Below are 22,167 nucleotides of genomic sequence, written 5' to 3' on the forward strand. Positions count from 1 at the left end.
GGAGGTAGGGATGGCCGGGCATTTGGAACTGGTTGAGACGCCTGATGGGGAATTTCGGATCTTGATGGTGGACGGCGAGGACGTGTTGATGGGTCTCTCCAAGCGGTTCGCTTCAATGGACGAGGCCGTTGAGGGAGTTGCTGCCATCAGGGAAGTTGCGGGGACCGGACTCCTTCGCACCTCAACGGCAGAGCGGTATGCCGTGCTGATGTTGGAGGAACCTGTGATCGATTCTGCGCTGGCAGCGCAGGGTGTGCACGGTGCACAGGCCCGGACGAAGGTGGTTAACTGTGGCAGCTGATGCGACGACTCAGAAGAAACGCGGCGTTCTTTTCGATGTGGATGGAACGCTGATCGATTCGAGCTACTTCCACACCATGGCTTGGTGGCAGGCGTTCCGACGCGAGGGGTTGGACATCGAGATGTCCGCCATCCATCGTCGAGTGGGCATGGGTGGCGACCGGCTCATCCAGAGCCTGGTTCCGGACTGCACTGAGGATATGCAGGAAGATCTGAAGTCCGCGCATAGTGCGGTTTTCTCCACGTTTTGGCCCACTCTGCGTACCTTCGATTCGGTTCGGGACCTTCTGGCCGCGTGTTCCGACGCCGGCCTGGCGGTTGGCTTGGCGTCCTCGGCGCAGGAGCGCGACCTGGAAGTGAGCAGGCACCTCCTGGACGCCGGATCTTCCATTGATGCGTGGACCAGTTCCAATGACGCCAAGGAGAGCAAGCCCGCTCCGGACATTCTTGAGGCGTGCTTGGAGAAGCTTGGGCTTAGCCCGGAGGACGTGGTGTTCGTTGGGGACGCGGTATGGGACGTGAAGGCCGGCAGTGCCATCGGCATTCCCGTCATCGCGCTGACCTGCGGTGGAATCAGTGAAGCCGAACTGCGGGACGCCGGCGCCGCGGAAGTCTATGACAATCCGCGGCACCTGCTGGAGAACCTGGAGACCAGCATGATCGGCACGTTGATGGCTGGTTCCCGGGACGCCTAATGGCTGTTGCCGGTGCGTCTAGCGCGGCTCGTTGCTGATTCCCTTGTCCCGCCCGCGCCGGTTCCGCAGGGTCCAAATGATCAACGCGATGATGATGGCTGCCGCAACGCCCGCAAGAATCCACGGAACGACGTCGGTGCGGGTCTGCTCCTGCTGTTCGGTCTCGCTGGTGCCTGGATTGGCAGGTCCGGTGCCGGCGGGATTCGAGACGTCCGTGGTCGGCTCCGCGGTGGGCGTGGCCGTGGATGGGCCGGAGGGGTTGCTGGGTTCCGGCGAGGGGGTGGTGGTGGCAGCTACGCTGCCCTGCGCACCGACTGCTGCATTGGCTGCAATGGCAGTGGAAAGCATGGACCCGGCGAAGAGGGTCAAAGCAAGGGTGGTCATGGCCAATCTGCGAAGCATTGTTCCTCCTGGGTTACTAGCATGATTCCTCATATAGTAAGCATACTGAGTAAACCCTGGCTGTGGTCGCTAATAGCGGGCGCCGCCGGCAGTAGATCCGGAGCGGCACCCGCGGGCGCCCTAACGCGTGAGCTTGGCGGAATCCGGTTCCGGGTCGCCGATGTGGCCCGGCGCATTGGCGGCGAGGACCCGCTGGACGAACGCACTGTACTCCTCCATGTAGTGTCGCAACAGCCCGGCCGTTCCTTCGTCCTTAACTGAACCGTCGTCGTCGTACGCGTCTGCCACGAACCGGATATAAGCCTCAGGTGCGTTCAGCTGCGGCGCGTCCAGGAAGCTCAGGACGCTGCGCATGGACGACTGCATCACCGCCGTACCGATGCCACCCGGGGATGCGCCAATGATTCCGGTCGGCTTGCGCGCGAACGAGTTGCTGCCCCACGGGCGCGAACCCCAGTCGATGGCATTCTTCAACGCCCCCGGAATTGAGCGGTTGTACTCGGGGGAAACGAAAAGGATGCCGTCCGATGCGGCGATGGCATCCTTCAATTCCCGGCCTGCCGGGGGAAAGTCGGCGTCGTAGTCCGAGCTGTACAGGGGAAGGTCCTTGATGGCAATTTCATGGAACTCGAGTTCCGGCGGCGCAACGCTGATTAAGGCCTTGGAGAGGACCCGATTGATGGAATTGCTTGCCAGGCTTCCGACGAAATAACCGATTTTGAAAGTGTCCATAGTGGCTTTCCTTTCCGACGGCACGGCCGGAACCGGCTCGTCGACGGTGTGGTGGCTGGTTGCCCCCAGCTTCCACCGACCCTAGTTGACTTATGCACATAGCGCAGCCCCTACTCCCGCCGGGACCTCTGCGGTCATAGACTCATGCCAACTGAGTTCTGGAGAGTTCCGGAAGAGGGGTGGCGGGTGAAAGCAGGCATAGCGCGCGAGACGCTCGACGGCGAGCGACGTGTTGCCGCAACGCCGGAAACGGTGAAGCAACTGGTGGCTTTGGGCCTTGAGGTCGAGATCGAGTCCGGCGCGGGGCTGGCGTCCGGCCACAGCGACGGCGACTACCGGGCGGCGGGCGCCGCTGTGGTGGAGTCGTTGGTTCTCGGATCGCTGGATGTTTACTGCCACGTGCGTCCCATGGAACCGTCGACGGCGGGGGCTCTCCGCCGCGGTTCGGTCACCGTCGGTCTAGGATCGCCGTCCTCGGAGTTGCCCACAGTGCGGGCACTCGCCGCGGGAGGAATCACCTCCTTTGCGCTTGAACTGGTTCCGCGTATATCCCGTGCCCAGTCCATGGATGCACTCACTTCCCAGGCCCTGGTGGCTGGCTATCGATGTGTCCTCGAGGCGGCCATGCGGCTCCCACGGTTCTTCCCGCTGTACATGACGGCGGCAGGGACCATTCCACCCGCCCGCGTCCTGGTCCTCGGTGCCGGAGTGGCTGGGTTGCAGGCTATCGGAACTGCCAAAAGGCTAGGTGCACGGGTTTCCGCCAACGATATCCGCCCGGCCTCGGCTGACGAAGTGGCATCCATGGGAGGCACCTTCATCAAGCTGGACCTGGAAACCGCCGAAGCGTCCGGCGGATACGCGCGGGAACTCAGCGCAGACCGGGGAGCCCTGCAGCGTGCCCTTCTGACGCCGCACGTGGCCCAGGCCGATGTCCTGATTACCACGGCCGCTGTACCGGGAAGGCGGGCGCCCCTCCTAGTGACCCGCGAGATGGTCCAAGGGATGCGCCCGGGATCCGTGGTGGTGGACTTGGCTGCCGAATCCGGGGGCAACGTGGAAGGGAGCACCCCCGGCCAGGACATCCCCATCCCCACCGGCGACGGTCAGGGTGTGGTGACACTCGTGGGAATCAAGGACCCTGCCTCGGCGATGCCTGCGGACGCCTCCCGCTTGTACGCCAAGAATGTGTCCAACTTTTTGGGCCTGATGACGCATAACGGCGTTGTTGCTCCGGACTTCAAAGATGAAGTTGTTGCCGGCACGTGCCTCACCCACGACAGCGAGGTCAGGCACGCGCCAACTGCGGAAGCACTAACGGCGCTCGCAGGGGAGACCGCCCCCTTTGGTAGCGGGCCTGCCGGCAGTTCCCACACGGGCAGTTCCCACAAGGGCAGTGAAGGAGTGCGCTGATGGACGGCATGAGCTTGCTAACGATCACGGTCCTGGCAGTGTTCGTGGGCTTTGAAGTGGTTTCCAAGGTCTCCAGCACCCTGCACACGCCGCTCATGTCAGGGGCCAACGCCATCCACGGCATCATCTTGGTGGGCGCCATCATCGTGGCCGGGCAGGCTGCTGATCCGTGGATGTTGGCGGTCGCCCTGCTGGCCGTAGTCCTTGCCACGGCCAACCTCGTGGGCGGGTTCGTGGTGACCGACCGCATGCTGGAGATGTTCCGCGGAAGGCAACGGCCGCCGTCGGATGCTGGTCCGGGAAGTTCCGGCGCCGTGGAGCCGGTTCGAGGGGAGCGCCGGCCATGACGCTTCTCAATCCCACGTGGACGGCACTTCTGTACCTGGCCGCCGCAGCCTGCTTCATCCTCGCCCTGAAGGGATTGAATTCGCCAAAGACTGCACGGCGCGGCAACCTGATCGGAGCACTAGGTGCCTTGCTGGCTGTGGTGACGGTGTTTGTTTCAGTGAAGCTGGACAACGTTCCATGGATTCTTGGGGCCATAGCTGTGGGCTCGGGGGTTGCTGCGCCTGTGGCCCGTCGCGTGCAAATGACTCAGATGCCGCAGCTCGTAGCCCTCTTCAACGGTGTGGGTGGTGGTGCCGCGGCGCTGGTCGCTCTGCTGGAACTCTCCCACGCGGACGATCCGTGGGTTCGATTGGCAATCGTCTTCACGTTGCTGGTGGGTGCGGTGTCCTTCGCTGGCTCCGGTGTCACTTTCGCCAAACTCCAGGGGCTCATGACCACCCGTCCGGTGACGTTCCCTGGCCTGCCCGCCCTGATGGCCGTGGTGCTGTTGGCCGCCTTGGGAGCCGGCGTCGTGGTGATCCTGAATGGCTCGTTGGTGTTGGCGCTGGTCCTGCTGGTTCTGGGGCTGGTTGCCGGAGTGCTGTTGGTGCTCCCGGTGGGTGGCGCCGATGTGCCGATTGTCATTTCGCTCCTGAATGCCTTCACTGGGCTGGCCGTCGCGGCATCTGGATTGGTGCTGGGCAATGTCCTCCTCGTCGTGGCCGGCACGTTGGTGGGAGCTTCCGGCACCATCCTCACCCGTGCCATGGCTGCCGCGATGGGACGCAGTGTTGCAGGCATCATGTTCGGGGCCTTCAAGGGGGGATCCACGGCCGGATCCACTGCCGTGAGTGAGCGGCCGGTGCGTTCCTCCAGTGCGGAGGACGTGGCAGTACTGCTCGGCTATGCGCAGCGGGTGATCATCGTTCCGGGATATGGCCTTGCGGTCGCCCAGGGGCAGCACACCGCCGCAGAGCTTGCCCTTGCCTTGGAAGCGCGCGGTATTGAAGTGGACTTTGCCATCCATCCTGTGGCTGGGCGCATGCCCGGCCATATGAACGTACTGCTCGCAGAGGCCAACGTCCCGTACGAGTCGCTGAAGGAAATGAGTGACATCAACTCCGAGTTCAAGACCACCGATGTGGCCTTGGTGGTGGGCGCCAACGATGTTGTGAATCCAGCAGCAAAGACCACCTCGGGATCGCCCATCTACGGAATGCCTATCCTGGAGGTCGCCGACGCCCGGCAAGTGGTTTTCCTCAAACGCTCCATGCGTCCCGGGTTTGCGGGGATCGAGAATGAACTGTTGTACGAACCTCAAACCACCCTGTTGTTCGGCGATGCGAAGGACTCGCTGACCAAGGTCCTGGGGGCCGTCAAGGCGCTCTAGAGACTTATCCTCCCAATTCGACCCGCGTATTTCCGTCATGGATTGACCAGTTCCGGCACACGTCTTGTACAGAAAGCTTCTAGGGTGAGCTTGCATACGGGCGAGGGGCCATCGATTTGGAGAACGGTAAGAGGGATTCGATGTTTGGGACCCGCTTCAGCCAAGCAAGAGGAAGGCGGGTAACCAATTGGAGGTCTCTGGTTGGCCAAACTGTCCAGGTCTGTCGCGGCAACGACGTCGTGGACCAGGGCACGGTGGAAGCGGTGACTGCTGACGGCACGGTGCTCTGGCTGAGCCAGAAGGGGCCGGTGGAACGACGGATGGTGATGAAGGAACGGGGCAGCGGCCTCTGGATTCGGCTCATGAACTGACGGCTTGGACGCGTCCCCGCTGGATTGACGGATCTTCCGGACCCTCCGCGGGAGTTCTAAGCTGGCTGCACGAACTACCGAAAGCCAGCCACATCCAAGCGAGGTTGCGCCATGACCGTGAAACTCAACAAGAAAGCGCTTGACCACGCGAAGCGCCTGGTCCGCGACGGCAAGGTGGTCAAGGATTCCCGGGATGACTGGAGCGAGCACGCCCCCAGTGCCAAGGATGAAAGTGCATTTCTGGACAAACATGGGCGCTCGGAGTACTCCAAGTGGTTCCTCGGTGTGGACGACGATCACCCCGACGACCAAAAGGGCCACTATAAATTTCCCATTGGTGACTTCAAGAAGATCCACCGCTGCGGTGTGATTTCCGCCGAGAGCAGGGCCGGCCAGTACGACTACGACGATATTCGTGATGCCTTGGGGAAGCTTCTCGAAAAGATCGACGAGGACTGAAATCCCGTATGTCTTTGGACGGCTACATCGCGGTTACGGATGTGAGGAAACCCTGCTGGAATTCGTGCAGGTGCGCACTTGGCAATGGCACCATCTTCCTGAGGTACCGCGTGTTGACCAGACGCTTCCGCCTTCCCTCAGTTTGTGGACGGTTCGTACGCAGGACTATGCGCCAGGATTTCCGCGAGTTCGGCCAACCTGTGCGCGCGTGCCGATTCGGCGGGTGAAAATGGTTCGCCAGGTCGGGAAAAGAGCAGCGGGCCGTGCCACGCCGTCGGGACCTTGAGGATGTCAGTTGAAGGCCCGACGACGGTAGCCGCCTCGGTCATGGGGCGCTCCGGATCGATCTGGACTACTTTTGCGGACAGGAGTTCGGCGACGGCCATCGGAAGCTCGGCCGGATTCCCCGCGATGCGGTTGGCGAGACTCAGGGCCTTTGTTTGACCGTCGGCCATGGCCAAAGCAGTAGTGGGCCACACGTGGGACTCACGCCCGCCGCCGTCGTGCAGTGCCTTCAGCAGTTCCTGTTCGGAGACGTCGCCCGGCGTGGAGAGAACGAACTCGTCCATCACCCTTTCACTGTGGGCTGTAAGAGCTGAGCCGGTTCCGATCATCGGGTGGACGTGCAGGCTGAGGATGTTGGCGTCCATCTTGGCGAGGGCATGGGTAATTTTCTCCAGGGATCCTGGTTGGTCCATGAGCACCGTTCGTGCACGCCACAGTGCAGGGGCGAGGTGCAGTTTATGCCGCTGACGGAGGGCAGGCGCATGCAGCCAGCGGCGGAGGACCTTGGCCGCTGAAGGTTCGGCAACCCAAATGACCAACACCGTGGCGGTGACGGCCAGCAGCAGGACCTTGGCCACGTAGTGCAGATGGGTTCCAACCACCGCCGCATGAACCAGCAATTCGATGGGAAGCATCACTGCGATGTTCGCGAGTGTGAGCCGGGCTTTGGGCACTTCGGGCAACTGACCGCAGACGTCGCAGAGGAGATCCGCGGTGACGGGAGTGCTCGGGTTGGGCTTCATGCTTTCATGCTGCCCTGACGCTGTTTCAAACCCGTTGCCTTCGCGTCACGTTCTGGGGACGGGCCTGTGAACGAACGAACCCGGCACCCTCGCGGTGAGGATGCCGGGTTCGATCCAGCAGACGGGAGGAGCCCTCGAAGTGAGCGGGCAGTGTTAGCGCGTGCGGTCGGAGTCGAAATCCGGATCCAGTTCGGAAGTCTGGCCTGCGTTGCGGTGGGCCGCCGCCTCCTTGAGGAGATCGCGGATTTCGGCCAGGAGCGCTGTGTCTGCCGGGAGCGGCTCTTCCTCGGGTTCTTCTGTAGATAGGCGGTTCTTGACCAGGGAATTGATCTTGTTCATGGGCGCTACGAAGATGAAATAGACCACGGCGGCGGTAATCACGAAGGTAACGAGTGCCGTCAGAACAGCGCCGATGTTCACGAGCGTGGCGGGATTGTTTTCCCAGATCCTGAAGCCGAGTCCGTCAGCATTCATGCCGCCGGCGGCGGCGATCACCGGGTTGATGATGTTGGTGGTGAAAGCCGTAACAAGAGCGGTGAACGCACTACCGATGACCACGGCAATGGCCAACTCGATCACGTTGCCGCGAAGTATGAAGTCCTTGAAACCCTTAAGCATGGATGATCCTCCGATTGGGTGCGGGTGGCTGCTCAGCAGAGATCAAACTACCACTCGGAGGTTTCAAGGAGTTGTCACAAGAGGTGAGAGAGGGTTGGCCGGAAGGGCTGGGGAGGTGAGAGAGGGTTGGCCGGGAGGGCTGGGGAGGTGAGAGAGGGTTGGCCGGGAGGGCTGGGGAGGTGAGAGAGGGTTGGCCCCCTCCCCGTCAGGCGAGCAGCGACCTGGTGTGGTCGTTGAGGAACATTCCGCGGGGATCAAATTCCTTGCGGACTTGGATGAAGGTATCCAGCTCCGGGTAGAGGCGTTCCAAGCGGTTACGGGTCATGAAATGGATCTTTCCCCAATGGGCGCGTGGTTCGAAATCCTGCAGCACGGCGTCGGCGTCCCGGAAGAACTGCCAGTAATCCGTTCCCGGTTCGGTTGTCAGGGTGATGACGGTGCTGTCGCGGCCTTGGAACTGGGACATGTACGCGTCGTCGGACTTCACCCAGCGGACCTCAACGGGATACTTCTGCTCGGGGTACTTCCTGCGGATGAGGTCCTGGATGGCCTCGACGGCCACCAATCCGTCCTCGCTGCGGACAAAATACTCAAGTTCATGGAACTGCGTGGTGAAGCCGCCCGGGTATATCCGGTAGGAGCGATCCAGCCGCGCACCCTCCACGGCAGAGAGCTGGCTTTCATCCTGAATGGAAGCAATGTTGTACCGCTTCGTGTAACTGCGGCCGCCCATGCTGTGATCCGGGGAACCCGGAAGATCAAGGAGTTCGCAGGAGTCGTCCTCGGGGCACCAGAGGAAGGAGTAATGCCTGTTGTCATCGATGTCGGCCTGCCACGTGGAGGTGGTTTCCGCCCACGTGGGGTAGGTAATCTGTTCCTGCAGGTAGTAGCTGTCCTCAACGGCCAACTCGACTTCCAGGAAGATCCCCAACGTTCCCAGGGCTGTCTGTGCGGCACGGAGCTCCCGCAGCTGGCCTTCGCCGATCTCCACGATCTCGCCGTAGCCGTTGATCAGCTTCACCCAGCGCAGCTTGGAGGAGAAGCTGCCCAGGTCCTTGCCGGACCCATGGGTGCTGGTGGCCAGTGCGCCTGCTATCTGCTGCTTGTCAATGTCCCCTTGATTGCTGAGCGCCAGTCCCTTCTCCCACAAGGCGTCCCCGAATGCGTTGATGGTTGTACCGGCCAAGGCCCGGGCGCGGCGCCCCAACTGGTCAGTTCCGGTGATGCCCGAAAGGCCTGCCATGTCCATCAGGACTCCGCCGGTTTGAACCAATGGCGACGACGAATGTCCTGAACCGACTGCCCGGACAGGCAGGCCTTCGCGAATGGCGAAACGGACGGCGTCGAGCGCTTCTTTTTCATTCCTGGGCCGAACGGTGAAGGCGGGTGTCGCGCTTTGGTTACCGCCCCAGTTGGTCCACGTGGCATCCGTGGCAAAAGGGGCAGAAGGGGTAGCGGCACCTGGCAAGGAAGCCGGGCGGGAAACATTAGTGGTCATGGTGAAAGCTCCGTTGCTTGTCTGAACGCTCACGCGCCGTGGTTGATCATGACGTGCTTGGTGCGCGAATAATCGTCCAGGGCATAGAGCGAGAGGTCGCGGCCGTAGCCGGAACCTTTGAATCCGCCCCACGGTACCTCGCACGCGAGGACGAGGTGGGCATTGACCCACACGGTGCCGAAGTCCAGCTGCTTGGGAATCCGGAGGGAAAGGCTTGAATCGCGCGTCCACACCGAGGCTGACAAACCGTATGGGCTCTCGTTGGCCCGCATGACGGCTTCTTCGGTGGTGCTGAAGGTTTCCACGGTGACCACTGGGCCGAAGATTTCGTGTGTTGCGATGGGCGCGCCCGCCGGCACATTGCTGATGACGGTGGGCTGGATGAAGTATCCGGGACCATCCATAGCGGATCCGCCAACGGCCACGTTAAGGCCCGCTTCCCTGGCTTCTGCCAACGATTCCTTGACCCGCTCGTAGTGCGGGAGGGAGATCATGGGGCCGATTTCGACGTCGTCGCCGGCATCGGGTGAGCCGAGCACCAAGGTGCTGACCTCCCGGACCAGGTGTTCGGTGAATTCTTCGGCCACTGACTCGTGCACCAGAACGCGGCAGGCGGCGCCGCAGTCCTGTCCGGCGTTCCAGAAGCCGGCGTTGCGCACGCCCGCAGCGGCAGCGCGGAGGTCGGCGTCGGGGAAGACAACAACGGGAGCCTTGCCGCCGAGTTCCAGGTGGACGCGCTTGACGGATTTTGCGGCGGTTTCAGCCACTGCCTGGCCACTGACGACGCTGCCGGTCAGGGCGACCAAGGCAATGTCAGGATGCTCGGACAGGCGCTGTCCCACGGTCCGGCCACGGCCCGTGACCACGTTGAGGATCCCGTCCGGGATGCGCCCGGCCAGCACTTCCACCAGCTTCAGCGTGGACAACGGGGTTTGCTCGGAGGGCTTGATGACGATGCTGTTGCCGGCGGCGAGGATGGGTGCGATCTTCCAGGCAGCCATGAGCAACGGATAGTTCCAAGGGGTGATGACGCCGACCACGCCCACGGGTTCGCGGAGGATCACGGAGGTGTGGTCCGTGGCGTAATCACCGCCGGCCATGGAGGTCAAAGTCCGTGAGGCGCCGGCCATGAACCGGAAGGTGTCGATGGTGCTGGAGACGTCGTCCTCGGATACAGCCTGCGGCTTGCCGGTGTTGGCCGATTCCAGGACCTCGAAGACCTTGCGGTTCTCCTCGACGATGTTCGCAATGAGGTTCAGGACATCCGCACGCTCCTTGGGGGTGGTGGTACCCCAGGTCTTTTGGGCCACGACGGCGGCGGCAACCGCCACGTCAACATCATCGGCTGTGCCTGCCTGCACGGACGTGATGACCTGTTCCGTGGTGGGATCCACGACGTCGATGGACTGGCCTGACGAACCCTGGACGAAGGATCCGTTGATGAAGTGCCCCGCCGGAGGCAGTGGCAGTTCCGGAAGAGGCAGGTTATGGGTATCAGCGGATGTGCGTCGGACGGTGAACTGTTCGGTCTGGGTGGTCATGATGTTTCGCTTTCAGATGAGGTCTGGGGTGAGTGCGGTTGCGGGAAAGGGCGCGGCTTCTGTTTTCTTGCCGAACAGCCGGGCCGCGAAGTAATAGAGGGGAGCGACGACGACAAGGCCAACGATCCAGGAGATGTCCACTCCACCCATCGCTGCGGCAAGTGGGCCTGTGTAGATTGCGGTTGCCGAGAAGGGAACCTGGATCAGGGCGCCCGCTATATAGGAGCCGATGGCGACCCAATTGAACCGCCCGTAAACGCCGCCGTCGCGCTTGAAGAAGTCTTCAACCCGGTAATCTCCGTGCCGTAGGAGGTAGTAGTCCACCAGGTTGATGGCCGTCCACGGAACCAGGACGTACATCAGGAAGGAGAGGAAGTTGGTGTAGAAGAGGATGAAATTGTCGCGGGCAAACAGGGCGATGGAGACTGCGACAACGAAGAGGATGATCGCGGCGACGCTGCGGGTCTTTGCGCGTGGCAACCAGCTTGGCTTGAACGTCTGCCCGATGGTGAGGGCGCACAGGACGCCGCAGTACAAGTTCATTGCGTTCGACGCCGCGACGCCCAGGCAGAAGATGCCCACGATGATCAGCGTCCATGGCTGGAGCAGTGCACCCAGGCTGCCGACGATTTCTACGTCGTCGGCACTCATGGAGACAGCGAGCGTCCCTACCAAGGCGCCCAGGATCATGGGGAACAACGTTCCCAGCACACAGCCTGAGTAGGAGGCCCAGAAGGCCGGGGCGGATCCTGTTCCTTGCGGCATGTATCGCGAGTAGTCGGAGACGTAGGGTGCGTAGGCCAGCTGCCACAGGGCGGAGACGGAGATGGTCCCCATGAAGCCCACCCAGTTGAAGTTACCCGTCTCCAGGAAGTTTCCGGGCAGTCCGTGGACCATCAGGATCCACGCGAATGCCAGCAACAAGGCCAGGCCGGCCGCGACGCTGAGGACGCGTGCATAGGCGTGGATAAGCCGGTAGCCGAAGATTGTGGCGATGACGCTGACCACGCCGATGATGATGATGCCCGCGTCAACGCTGATGCCCGGGCTGACCGCGGCCATTGCTTCCCCGCCGAACACGAGGTTCGCTGCGAAGAAGCCGACGTACATGATGACCACGATGGCCACGATCAGCAAGGCGCCGAAGGATCCGAACTGGCCACGGGTCTGGATCATCTGGGCCACACCCAGTTGCGGGCCCTGGGCGGAGTGCAGCGCCATGAAGATGCCGCCCACTACGTTGCCGATGATGATGCCCACGATCGCCGGAACAAAGCCCAGGCCGAACACCGTGGTGGCGAGCCCGCCGGTCACGATGGTCATGATCATGATGTTGGAGCCGAACCAGATGGTGAAGAGGTCCCGGGCCTTGCCATGACGTTCGTTGGCCGGGATGGGCTGGATGGTTTTGTCTTCGAGCCGGGGTACTTCAGTGACTGGAGCAGTACTCATGACGCACTCCGGGATGCCGAAGCGAGTTCGCGAACAGCGGTGTTGTCTGCTTTGCTGCGGTTTACCATGAGGCCGAGCAGGTCGAACACCAGGGTGGCCGCGGCGACGGTGGTGATGTCCGCATGGTCGTACGCCGGAGCGACTTCCACGACGTCGGCGCCAACGATGTTGATGCCGTCCAGTCCACGGAGCAAAGCCAGGAGTTCGCGGGAGTGGAGACCGCCCATCTCCGGGGTTCCAGTGCCGGGGGCGAAGGCGGGGTCAAGGACGTCGATGTCGATGGAGACGTAGACAGGGGTATCGCCGAGCCTGTCCTTCACGCGCTGGATAGCTGCCGGGACACCAATAACGTCCAGGTCCGAGCAACGAATGATCTGGAAACCGAACTCGTGGTCGCGGAGGAAGTCGTTGCGGTCGTAGACCGGGCCGCGGATACCCACATGCATGGACTTGTCCTCCACCAGCAGGCCTTCCTCGAACGCCCTCCGGAAGATGGTTCCGTGCGTGATCGGCTGATCGAAGTATGTGTCCCAGGTGTCCAAGTGCGCGTCGAAGTGCAGCAGCGCTACCGGGCCATGGACCTTGTTCAACGCCCGGAGCATGGGCAGGGCGATGGTGTGGTCGCCGCCGATGGAAATGAGCCGCTTGTCCGCGCTGATGAGGGGCAACGCCTGCTCTTCGATCTCACGAACTGCCCGGGTGATGTCGTAAGGCGTGCAGGCGATGTCGCCGGCGTCCACCACCTGCGCTTCGTACACCGGTTCAACGTCGAGCTCCGGGTGGTAGCCGGGACGCAGGAGGCGGGAGGCCTCGCGGACTGCGGCAGGACCGAAACGGGCGCCGGGCCGGAAGGAGGTTCCGCCGTCGAACGGCACGCCGACGATCGCAATGTCGTAATCCGGGACGCGGTCGATTTGGGGGAGGCGGGCGAAGGTGCCGAGGCCTGCATACCTGGGGACTTTGGTTGCGTCGACAGGACCGATGGGCTTGTGGGTTGTCATTGACGGATCCTTGGGTTGAGGGGTGCTCGCCGTTGAGCGGGAAGTAAGTAATTCCATTCTTGGTGATGTGGATCACCCCGGATAGCGGTACATTGACTACAAATGGTCGTGCCGTTTAGACGAATGTCTAAGTCCCGCCGGATACAGCGGCGCAGCGGCCCAACAGAACAGAAATCGGGGAGAAAAGTGGCGATCACGGTGGCTGAACTCATCGCAGAGCCGCAGCTTGGACTCACCTTGATGGCCGGACCGGCTGGCTTGGAAAACCGCATCACTTGGGCTCATACCTCGGACCTGCCCAGGCTGTGGGAATGGGTGACCGGTGGGGAGCTCATGATGACCAATGGCCTCTCCATTCCCGCCGACGCCGAAGGGCAGGTGGCGCTCGCCGAAGCTCTGATGGACAGCGGCGCCAGTGCGTTGGCGATCGGTGAGAAGATGCACGCGCCGCCGCTCACGGAGGAATTCCTGGAGGCCTGCAATCGCCTTCCGCTGCCCCTGATCAACATCCCGTATCCGCTGCCCTTCATCGCGATCGCCCGTTCGGTGGCCGAATCCTCGCTGCTCGAAGAGTCCCGCCGTTTACGGCAAACGGCCCGTGTTTACGACCTTCTCCGCACCGCGGCAACCTCCGAGGACCATTGGCAGAGCCTCGTCCAAAGGCTTGCTACCGAGCTCGATGCGGACCTGTTCGTGGTGGACCGGCGCTGCCTCCACCCTTGGCATCCCGATGGCCAATCGCTTCCGGTGTTTCTCGCCGAGGAATGGGCTCCGCTATCCGGGCAGGTGTCCTTCGCCGGGAAGAACTTCCAATGGCACCGCATCCGCGGCAGGCATGTGCTCACCATGGATATTCCCACCCACGCCAACGCGCTCCTGGTGGTGCTGCCCAACAGCGAACCACACCCGGACGCCGTCGTTCTTCTTCATGCCGCAACCGTGCTGGGGCTGCAGCTTTCGCGCATCGTTTTGTCGCTGGAAGGCCGCCACCGACTGGCGGGCGAGTTCCTGCTGCAAGCCACGGATGGTCGTCTGGGCGCGGCCGAGATGGAGAGCCGGCTCGCCGGCTTTGAGGTTCCACCCCAGGATTTCCTGCTCGCCTCCATGGCCGAGGCGGCCGGCGATAAAACAGCGGACGACGGCGGCAGGCTGGCTAACGTTCATATCGAACTGTGGCGGCACGGGGTTGCGTCGGCGACGTTGAAGCGGAACAACAGGCTCCACGTGGTGGTCCCGGCCGACGTTTCTGACGACGTCCTGGTGCACTGCGCAGGGGCAGAAGCCGCCATAGGAATCAGCACGCCGGCGGCCGTCGCCAACATCCAGCGCGCACTGCAGGAGTCTCTCTGGGCGCTGGGTTCGGCCCGTGCCGCCAACCTGGGGCTGACCCGTTATGCGGAGGGGCCTTCGTGGCTGGGGCTCACCAGTTTTGAGGAAGGAACGGCACTGGTCCGGCGTCTTTTGGGGCCGATTTTCGACTACGAACAGAGCCAGGAAGGCGATCTCCTGATCACCTTGAGGACGTATTTGGACTCGCAACGCTCTTGGCAAAAGACTGCGACGGCGCTCTTTGCCCATCGGCAGACCATCATCTATCGAATGCGGAAGATCGGCGAACTGACGGGGCTGGACATGGGTGAAACGTCCACCGTTGCCCAAATGTGGTTTGCGCTTCAGATCCATGAAGCGATGCATCAATAGCCATACCTTGCTTGCGCTTTTTCGAAACGACCAGCTATGGTGTGAAGCGTGTCACTCAGGTGACGCAACGCTTTTGATCTGCGGCGGGAGAGTCCTGCCGGTACATCCAGTCAGGCGCCGTAGGAGCAAATCCTCCCCAGGAATCTCTCAGGCCCATGTACCGCCGCGGTTAGGCAACTCTGGAAAGCAGTCCGGGTAACCGGGCTCACCGACGGTGCAAGCAGGCAATAATTGCTGCGGAATCTCTCAGGTCCAATACAGAGCGGGGAGGAACCCACATCATCGTGGCGCTCACTGGGCGCCTGAATCATGGAGTTCCTCATGACTGTTCACTCAACCCCCACCGCCTTCGCGGACCGGCACATCGGCGCCCGCCGCCAAGCCGACGTTGACACCATGCTCAAGGCCATCGGCTATGACTCTGTCGACGGCTTGGTAGACGTCGCGGTCCCCGATTCCATCCGCCAGGACACGGCGCTGAAGCTGCAGGACGCCCTCACCGAGGTGCAGGTCCTCGCCGAGCTCCGCAAGCTCGCGTCCAAGAACAAGACCGCCGTCCAGATGATCGGCCAGGGCTACTACGACACCGTCACGCCCCCGGTGATCCGCCGCAACATCCTGGAAGCTCCGGCCTGGTACACGGCCTACACGCCGTACCAGCCGGAAATTTCCCAGGGCCGGCTTGAAGCGCTCCTGAACTTCCAGACCATGGTGCAGGACCTTACGGGTCTTCCCGTGGCAAACGCCTCGCTCCTGGACGAAGCCACCGCTGTTGCTGAGGCTGTGTTGCTGATGCGCCGCGCCAACAAGTCCAAGACGGCCAAGGACGGCAAGACCGTTCTGGACGCCGATCTTCTGCCTCAGACCATCGCGATTGTGAAGGGCCGCGCCGAGGCGTTGGGCTTCGAGGTTGAGATTGCCGACCTTTCGGCTGGCCTTCCCGACGGCGACATCAACGGCCTCGTCCTGCAGCAGCCCGGCGTTTCCGGCCGCGTGTTCGACCACTCTGCCGTGATTGCCGACGCTAAGGAACGTGGTGCGCTGGTCACCGTTGCAGCTGACCTTTTGGCGCTCACCCTCATCACGCCCCCGGGTGAACAAGGTGCGGACATCGCCGTCGGAACCGCGCAGCGCTTCGGCGTCCCGCTGTTCTTCGGTGGCCCGCACGCCGCTTACATGGCAGTCCGCGAAGGTATGGAGCGCACGCTCCCGGGACGCATCGTGGGCGTTTCCAAGGACAACGCCGGCGTACCGGCCTACCGCCTGGCACTGCAGACCCGTGAGCAGCACATCCGCCGCGAAAAGGCTACGTCCAACATCTGTACCGCCCAGGCGCTGCTCGCGATCGTCGCTTCGATGTACGCCGTCTACCACGGCCCCGAGGGCTTGAAAGCAATTGCCGAAACCGTCCACGGCCACGCCCGTGTTTTGGCCTCGGCTTTGCAGAAGGCCGGCCGCGAACTGGTGTCCGAGACGTTCTTCGACACCCTCACAGTCCGTGTTCCCGGCAAGGCGGACAAGGTCATTGCCGCCGCCGAAGCCCGCGGCATCAACCTGCGGTTCATCGACGCCGACACCGTTGGGGTTTCGGTTGATGAAACCACGACGCCGGAGGTCCTCTCCGCGGTGGCCGTAGCCTTTGGTGCCGGTCCGGTGAAGGACGCCTCCGGGTTCGAACTGCCCTCTGAGGTGGTCCGCAGCTCTGATTTCCTGCAGCATCCGGTGTTCAACACGCACCGTTCCGAGACGCAGCTGTTGCGCTATATCCGCAAGCTGTCCGACCGGGACTTGGCGCTGGATCGCACCATGATTCCGCTGGGCTCGTGCACCATGAAGCTGAACGCCACGGCTGAGATGGAAGCCATTTCCTGGCCGGAGTTCGCCTCCATCCACCCGTTCGCTCCGGATCACCAGACGGCGGGTTGGCGCGAGCTGATTGAGGACCTGGAAGCGGACCTTACGGAGATCACGGGCTACGACCAGGTCTCCATCCAGCCGAACGCCGGTTCGCAGGGTGAGCTCGCGGGCCTGCTGGCGATCCGTGGCTACCACCTGTCCCGTGGTGACGAGCAACGTACTGTCTGCTTGATTCCGGCTTCGGCTCACGGCACCAACGCTGCCTCCGCTGTGCTGGCGGGCATGAAGGTTGTGGTTGTGGCCACGGCTCCTGACGGAACCATCGACCACGCAGATCTGGCCAGCAAGATCGAAGCCAACAAGGACGTCCTGTCCTGCATCATGATCACCTACCCGTCCACTCACGGAGTGTACGACGCCGACGTCCGCGAGGTGTGCGACGCGATCCATGCCGCTGGCGGCCAGGTGTACGTTGACGGTGCGAACCTCAACGCCCTGGTTGGGCTGGCCCAGCCGGGTAAGTTCGGCGGGGACGTGTCCCACTTGAACCTGCACAAGACGTTCTGCATCCCCCACGGCGGCGGCGGTCCTGGTGTTGGCCCTGTTGCGGCGAAAGCCCACTTGGCTCCGTTTATGCCGGGCGACGCGAACAAAGCGGCGCACGAGGAAGGGCACGGCGTGGCCATCTCGGCGTCGCGCTATGGTTCGGCCGGCGTGCTGCCGATCTCCTGGGCGTATGTGAAGCTCATGGGTGGGCAGGGTTTGACCGAAGCCACCAAGTCCGCGTTGCTGGCAGCCAACTACGTCGCGTCCCGCTTGGACGAGCACTTCCCGGTCCTCTACACGGGCGAGGGCGGACTCGTGGCCCACGAGTGCATCCTGGACCTCCGTGAACTGACATCCCGCACGGGCGTTACTGCCGAGGACGTGGCCAAGCGCCTGATTGACTTCGGCTTCCACGCTCCCACACTGGCGTTCCCGGTTGCGGGCACGTTGATGGTGGAGCCCACCGAGTCGGAAGACCTCGCGGAGATCGACCGCTTCATCGAAGCGATGATCACCATCCGTGCCGAGATCGAGCAGGTGGCCAGCGGTGATTTCACTGTGGAGAAGTCGCCGCTGCGCAACGCACCCCACACAGCTGCCGCCGTCGTAAATTCCGCCTGGGACCGCGACTACCCGCGCGAGCAGGCCGCCTTCCCGGTCCATCACCTCAAGCAGGACAAGTACTTCCCGCCGGTTGGCAGGATCGACGGCGCCGCCGGTGACCGGAATCTTGTGTGCTCCTGCCCGCCCCTCACGGACTTCGAAAACTAAGGACTCCCGATCATGTCTGAGAACTACACAGCCCTGTACGAGCAGCACAAAAAGGCCGGCGCTTCCTTCACCGACTTCGGCGGCTGGCAGATGCCCCTCAAGTACGAGTCCGAGCTCGCTGAACACCATGCAGTCCGCAAGACCGCGGGCCTGTTCGACCTCTCCCACATGGGCGAAGTCTGGGTAACCGGTCCCGACGCTGCTGCCTTCCTGGACTACGCGCTGGTGGGCAAGTTGTCCGCAGTGGCCGTGGGCAAAGCCAAGTATTCGCTGATCTGCAATGCCGACGGCGGCATCATCGACGATCTCATTTCCTACCGTCGCCCCTCTCCCGAAGAAGGCATCGACAAGTACCTTGTAGTCCCCAACGCGGGCAACGCCAAGGTAGTTGCTGCGGCACTGCTGGAGCGCGCAGCCGGCTTCGACGTCATGGTGGAGGATGCTTCCGCTGAGACGTCACTCATCGCCGTGCAGGGCCCGAACGCCGAAGCCATCCTGCTGACCCTGGTCCCCGCCGATCAGCACGCGCTGGTCACCGAGCTGAAGTACTACGCGGCGGTTGAGGTCTCCATCAACGGGCAGGGCCTGCTGCTGGCCCGCACCGGATACACCGGCGAGGACGGCTTCGAGATCTACCTCCCGAACGTCGACGCCGCAAGCCTCTGGGAAGCCCTGCTCGAAGCAGGCGAAAACCACGGACTCATCCCTGCGGGCCTCGCTGCGCGCGACTCCCTGCGCCTCGAAGCCGGAATGCCCCTGTACGGCAACGAGCTTTCCCGCCACGTCAACGCTTACGCGGCGGGACTGGGCCCGGTAGTTTCCTTGGCCAAGGAAAGCGACTTCATTGGCCGCGATGCGCTCACTGCCATCAAGGCCGCCGGCGTCGGCTCCGCACTTGGACAGAAGCTCGTGGGCCTCAAGGGCGCCGGACGCCGTGCCGCCCGCGCCCACTACTCGGTGTTGAAAGACGGTTCGCTCATCGGCGAAGTCACGTCCGGCCAGCCGAGCCCGACGCTCGGCTACCCAATCGCCTTGGCGTATGTCGACGTCGAGCATTCAGAGCCGGGCGCCATCGTCGAGGTTGACCTCCGCGGCAAGGCAGAGCCGTTCGAGGTCGTTCAGCTCCCGTTCTACAAGCGCCAGAAATAACCGCCGGATCACCCTGCCCGCGGAATCGATGGACCGAGGCAACCTGCTGAAAGGCGGTTCCAATGCCTTGGTTCGCTGATTCTTTGGGCGAGTGGCGCCGGGGGAACGGCCGGCCGGCGGCGAAACGGACTCCGGAAGCGTGCGTCTAAGGAAGCGGCACGTCCGCTCAGCAGGCGTCTTCGCGACCGAGCACGCGGAGGAGTTCGGGTCTCCGCCACCCAGCCCGGGACCGCGGAACACAACAGTTTTAGACATTCGAGAAGTGAGGAATTGAAATGAGCAAAGTAGTTGCCGAGCTGAAGTACTCGGCTGAGCACGAGTGGGTTGCCGTCGATGGCGACGGGCCCGTAGGTATTGGGATTTCCGCCGTCGCCGCTGACGCCCTGGGCGACATTGTGTACGTTGACCTGCCCGAGGTCGGTTCCACGGTCACCGCCGGCGAGACCTGTGGCGAGGTGGAATCGACCAAGTCGGTATCGGACCTGTACTCGCCCGTGACCGGTGAGGTGACCGAGATCAACGACGCCGTCGTCAGCGATCCCGCCCTCATCAACAACGATCCCTATGGCGCCGGCTGGCTGTTCAAGGTGGCCGCCACCGAAGAAGGGCCGCTCATGTCGGCCGAAGAATACGCTGCAACGAACGGTGGAGAACTGTGAACCCGGTATCTGTAACTGACTTTCAGCAGGTTGTGTCGGCGTCGTTGGACGCCCAACTTTCCGAGCTGGATCCTGAGGTCGCTGCGAAGATCGACGACGAACTGGGTCGCCAGCGCGACGGCCTGGAAATGATCGCCTCCGAGAACCACACAGCTGTTGCCGTCATGCAGGCGCAAGGTTCGGTGCTGACCAACAAGTACGCCGAGGGCTACCCGGGCAAGCGATACTACGGCGGATGCGAACACGTTGACGTGATCGAGCAGCTCGCGATTGACCGCATCAAGGCCCTGTTCGGCGCGGAGTTCGCCAACGTCCAGCCGCACTCCGGAGCCCAGGCCAACGCCTCCGTGATGCACGCGCTGATCAAGCCTGGCGACACCATCATGGGCCTCAACCTGGCCCACGGCGGCCACCTGACCCACGGCATGCGGATCAACTTCTCCGGCAAGCTCTACAACGTGGTGCCCTACGGCGTCCGCGAGGACACCCACACCGTGGACATGGCCGAAGTTGAGCGCTTGGCGCAAGAGCACAAGCCTGCACTGATCGTTGCCGGCTGGTCCGCGTACGCGCGGCAGTTGGACTTCGCTGAGTTCCGGCGGATCGCCGACTCCGTGGGCGCCTACCTGATGGTTGATATGGCGCACTTCGCCGGCTTGGTGGCCGCGGGGCTGCACCCCTCGCCGGTCCCGCACGCGCACGTCACTACGTCCACCACGCACAAGACCCTCGCCGGTCCTCGTGGCGGCATCATCCTCTCCAACGACGCCGACATCGCCAAGAAGATCAACTCCGCAGTGTTCCCGGGCCAGCAGGGTGGTCCGCTGGAGCACGTGATCGCCGGCAAGGCTGTCGCGTTCAAAATTGCTGCTTCGGAGGAGTTCCGTGAGCGCCAGGCACGTGTTCTTGCCGGTGCGCGGATTCTCGCAGAGCGTCTGGTCCAGTCCGACGTCGCGGAGAAGGGCATCAGCGTCGTCTCCGGCGGAACGGACGTGCACCTGGTCCTCGTCGACCTCCGCAACTGCGAACTCGACGGCCAGCAAGCCGAGGACCGCCTCGCCGCGATCGACATTACCGTCAACCGCAACGCCGTGCCGTTCGATCCGCGCCCGCCGATGGTTACCTCGGGCCTGCGCATCGGCACCCCGGCCCTGGCAACGCGCGGTTTCGGCGAAGAGGCGTTCCGCGAGGTGGCGGACATCATCGCCGAAGTGTTGATTGCCGACGCCGATGCGGACCTCTCCGGGTTGCGGCACCGTGTTGATGTGCTTGCGAAGGCGCATCCGCTGTACCCGGGTGTTGCGATCCTGAGCTAGTCGGTGTCTTTGGGCTCGTCGACCGCGACATCCTCTGCATGCTCGGTTCGGCCCGTTGGGGCCGACATCCTCCGCGGGCTCGGTCGCTTGAGCGCCCGCTGAGCGGACGCGAAGCTCCCTTAGACGCCCGCTTCCGGATGCCGGCCCCAAAAGGGCAGCAGGGGGTTGGCGTTCCGGGGCCCGGGCTTGCGGTTCGTCTGTTTGAGAAATGGGTCTGGCTGCCGAGGGTGGGCATGTTTTGATCTCCCGGGTGTGGCATTTGCTGGGAACGAATGCCGCACACAAGAACCGGGTCTGGAGGTTCGCACTGGGACCTCCACGGGGGGCCGGCGCCGCCTTGGCTCGGGATTGGGCTCGGCCCCCACACTAAGTTTTGCTCGTTCTTTCTTCCCCGAAAGGGATTCAGCCATGGCTGTTGGTGTTTTCGATTTGTTTTCTGTGGGTATTGGCCCGTCGAGTTCGCATACTGTGGGGCCGATGCGGGCTGCTGCGGTGTTCGCTGGTGAGCTCAAGGACGCCGGTGTCCTGGGCTCGGTGGCAGGGTTGCGGGTTGATTTGTATGGTTCGTTGGCTGCCACGGGTCGTGGGCATGGCACCATGACGGCCACGCTGCTGGGCTTGGAGGGGTATCACCCGGAGCTGATCCTGCCCGACGAGGTGGAGGAGCGGCTCGCGACGATCGCTGAGACGGGTGTCCTGAATCTGGCCGGCGCCTCCGGTGGGGGTGTGGAGCTGCCGTATGCGGTGGAGGACATGATCTTGCATCCGTTGACGGTGTTGCCGCGGCATACGAATGGGATGAAGTTTGCTGTCTCTGATGCTGGTGGGAAGGTGCTGCGGGAGGCGACGTTCTTTTCGGTCGGTGGTGGGTTCATTGTCCGTGAGGGTGAGGAGGATGCGGCCCGGGAGGAACTCGAGGAGTCGAAGAAGGAGTTGCCGTT

20 protein-coding genes and 1 riboswitch are annotated in these 22,167 nt (G+C 63.0%); of the genes, 12 read left to right on the forward strand and 8 right to left on the reverse strand.

Translation table 11 applies throughout. The annotated features are described in order from the left end of the window. Positions 1-10: 10 nt before the first annotated feature. Together A477_RS0101980 and A477_RS0101985 are read left to right on the forward strand one after the other, a co-directional pair. Positions 11-301, forward strand: a complete 291-nt coding sequence (locus A477_RS0101980; RefSeq protein WP_026005292.1) for a hypothetical protein — start codon at positions 11-13, stop codon at positions 299-301. Then, positions 291-995, forward strand: coding sequence for an HAD family hydrolase (locus A477_RS0101985; protein WP_017197372.1), 705 nt, complete (start codon positions 291-293; stop codon positions 993-995). Before A477_RS0101980 ends, A477_RS0101985 begins: the two co-directional genes overlap by 11 nt. A gap of 18 nt (positions 996-1,013) precedes the next feature. On the opposite strand, the gene A477_RS0101990 is transcribed toward A477_RS0101985, so the two are convergent. Then, entirely contained in the window at positions 1,014-1,397 is a 384-nt protein-coding gene (locus A477_RS0101990; protein ID WP_017197373.1) for a hypothetical protein, read from the reverse strand. A 120-nt stretch (positions 1,398-1,517) separates the two neighbouring features. Further along, complete coding sequence (locus A477_RS0101995; protein ID WP_017197374.1) at positions 1,518-2,129, reverse strand: NADPH-dependent FMN reductase; 612 nt, start codon at positions 2,127-2,129, stop codon at positions 1,518-1,520. 186 nt (positions 2,130-2,315) lie between these two features. Here A477_RS0101995 and A477_RS21890 point away from each other — a divergent pair, with 186 nt between their 5' ends. The 4 genes from A477_RS21890 to A477_RS0102020 all read left to right on the forward strand — a co-directional run bounded on the left by A477_RS21890 (position 2,316) and on the right by A477_RS0102020 (position 6,089). Continuing rightward, positions 2,316-3,542 (forward strand): NAD(P) transhydrogenase subunit alpha, encoded by a 1,227-nt coding sequence (locus A477_RS21890; RefSeq protein WP_017197375.1) that lies wholly within the window; start codon positions 2,316-2,318, stop codon positions 3,540-3,542. Then, a complete protein-coding gene (locus A477_RS0102005) occupies positions 3,542-3,889 on the forward strand; it encodes an NAD(P) transhydrogenase subunit alpha part 2 (protein ID WP_017197376.1) in 348 nt (115 codons plus the stop codon). The genes A477_RS21890 and A477_RS0102005 overlap by 1 nt, the downstream gene beginning before the upstream one ends. After that, entirely contained in the window at positions 3,886-5,259 is a 1,374-nt protein-coding gene (locus tag A477_RS0102010; protein ID WP_017197377.1) for an NAD(P)(+) transhydrogenase (Re/Si-specific) subunit beta, read from the forward strand. Before A477_RS0102005 ends, A477_RS0102010 begins: the two co-directional genes overlap by 4 nt. Positions 5,260-5,741: 482 nt before the next feature. Then, a complete protein-coding gene (locus tag A477_RS0102020) occupies positions 5,742-6,089 on the forward strand; it encodes a hypothetical protein (RefSeq protein WP_017197379.1) in 348 nt (115 codons plus the stop codon). A 137-nt stretch (positions 6,090-6,226) separates the two neighbouring features. Here A477_RS0102020 and A477_RS0102025 read toward each other — a convergent pair whose 3' ends face one another. The 6 genes from A477_RS0102025 to speB form a co-directional block, all read right to left on the reverse strand. Then, positions 6,227-7,117 (reverse strand): ACT domain-containing protein, encoded by an 891-nt coding sequence (locus A477_RS0102025; protein WP_017197380.1) that lies wholly within the window; start codon positions 7,115-7,117, stop codon positions 6,227-6,229. A 153-nt stretch (positions 7,118-7,270) separates the two neighbouring features. Then, a complete protein-coding gene (gene mscL, locus A477_RS0102030; RefSeq protein WP_017197381.1) occupies positions 7,271-7,735 on the reverse strand; it encodes a large conductance mechanosensitive channel protein MscL in 465 nt (154 codons plus the stop codon). A 205-nt stretch (positions 7,736-7,940) separates the two neighbouring features. Further along, positions 7,941-9,233, reverse strand: coding sequence for a D-arabinono-1,4-lactone oxidase (locus A477_RS0102035; RefSeq protein WP_026005293.1), 1,293 nt, complete (start codon positions 9,231-9,233; stop codon positions 7,941-7,943). 29 nt (positions 9,234-9,262) lie between these two features. Beyond that, positions 9,263-10,774: an aminobutyraldehyde dehydrogenase gene (locus tag A477_RS0102040; RefSeq protein WP_017197383.1), complete on the reverse strand. Its 1,512-nt coding sequence runs from the start codon at positions 10,772-10,774 to the stop codon at positions 9,263-9,265. 12 nt (positions 10,775-10,786) lie between these two features. Then, on the reverse strand, positions 10,787-12,226 hold the full coding sequence (locus A477_RS0102045) for a purine-cytosine permease family protein (RefSeq protein ID WP_017197384.1): 1,440 nt from the start codon (positions 12,224-12,226) through the stop codon (positions 10,787-10,789). After that, on the reverse strand, positions 12,223-13,227 hold the full coding sequence (gene speB / locus A477_RS0102050) for an agmatinase (RefSeq protein ID WP_192811967.1): 1,005 nt from the start codon (positions 13,225-13,227) through the stop codon (positions 12,223-12,225). The genes A477_RS0102045 and speB overlap by 4 nt, the downstream gene beginning before the upstream one ends. A 186-nt stretch (positions 13,228-13,413) precedes the next feature. On the opposite strand from speB, the gene A477_RS0102055 reads away from it, so the two are divergent. From A477_RS0102055 to A477_RS0102080, 6 genes are all read left to right on the forward strand, one after another. Beyond that, the gene (locus A477_RS0102055; protein WP_017197386.1) at positions 13,414-14,928 is read left to right on the forward strand and encodes a PucR family transcriptional regulator; all 1,515 of its coding nucleotides are present in this window, start codon (positions 13,414-13,416) and stop codon (positions 14,926-14,928) included. A gap of 74 nt (positions 14,929-15,002) precedes the next feature. After that, positions 15,003-15,101: riboswitch (glycine riboswitch) on the forward strand. 148 nt (positions 15,102-15,249) lie between these two features. Further along, positions 15,250-18,102, forward strand: a complete 2,853-nt coding sequence (gcvP, locus tag A477_RS0102060) for an aminomethyl-transferring glycine dehydrogenase (protein WP_017197387.1) — start codon at positions 15,250-15,252, stop codon at positions 18,100-18,102. 12 nt (positions 18,103-18,114) lie between these two features. Beyond that, complete coding sequence (gene gcvT / locus A477_RS0102065) at positions 18,115-19,251, forward strand: glycine cleavage system aminomethyltransferase GcvT (RefSeq protein WP_017197388.1); 1,137 nt, start codon at positions 18,115-18,117, stop codon at positions 19,249-19,251. 275 nt (positions 19,252-19,526) lie between these two features. Beyond that, complete coding sequence (gcvH, locus tag A477_RS0102070; RefSeq protein ID WP_017197389.1) at positions 19,527-19,910, forward strand: glycine cleavage system protein GcvH; 384 nt, start codon at positions 19,527-19,529, stop codon at positions 19,908-19,910. Beyond that, entirely contained in the window at positions 19,907-21,226 is a 1,320-nt protein-coding gene (glyA, locus tag A477_RS0102075; protein ID WP_017197390.1) for a serine hydroxymethyltransferase, read from the forward strand. The genes gcvH and glyA overlap by 4 nt, the downstream gene beginning before the upstream one ends. Positions 21,227-21,634: 408 nt before the next feature. Next, a partial coding sequence (locus tag A477_RS0102080) for a serine dehydratase beta chain (RefSeq protein ID WP_017197391.1) occupies positions 21,635-22,167 on the forward strand: 533 nt, incomplete at its 3' end.

Source organism: Arthrobacter sp. M2012083, assembly GCF_000281065.1.
Lineage (GTDB): Bacteria > Actinomycetota > Actinomycetes > Actinomycetales > Micrococcaceae > Arthrobacter.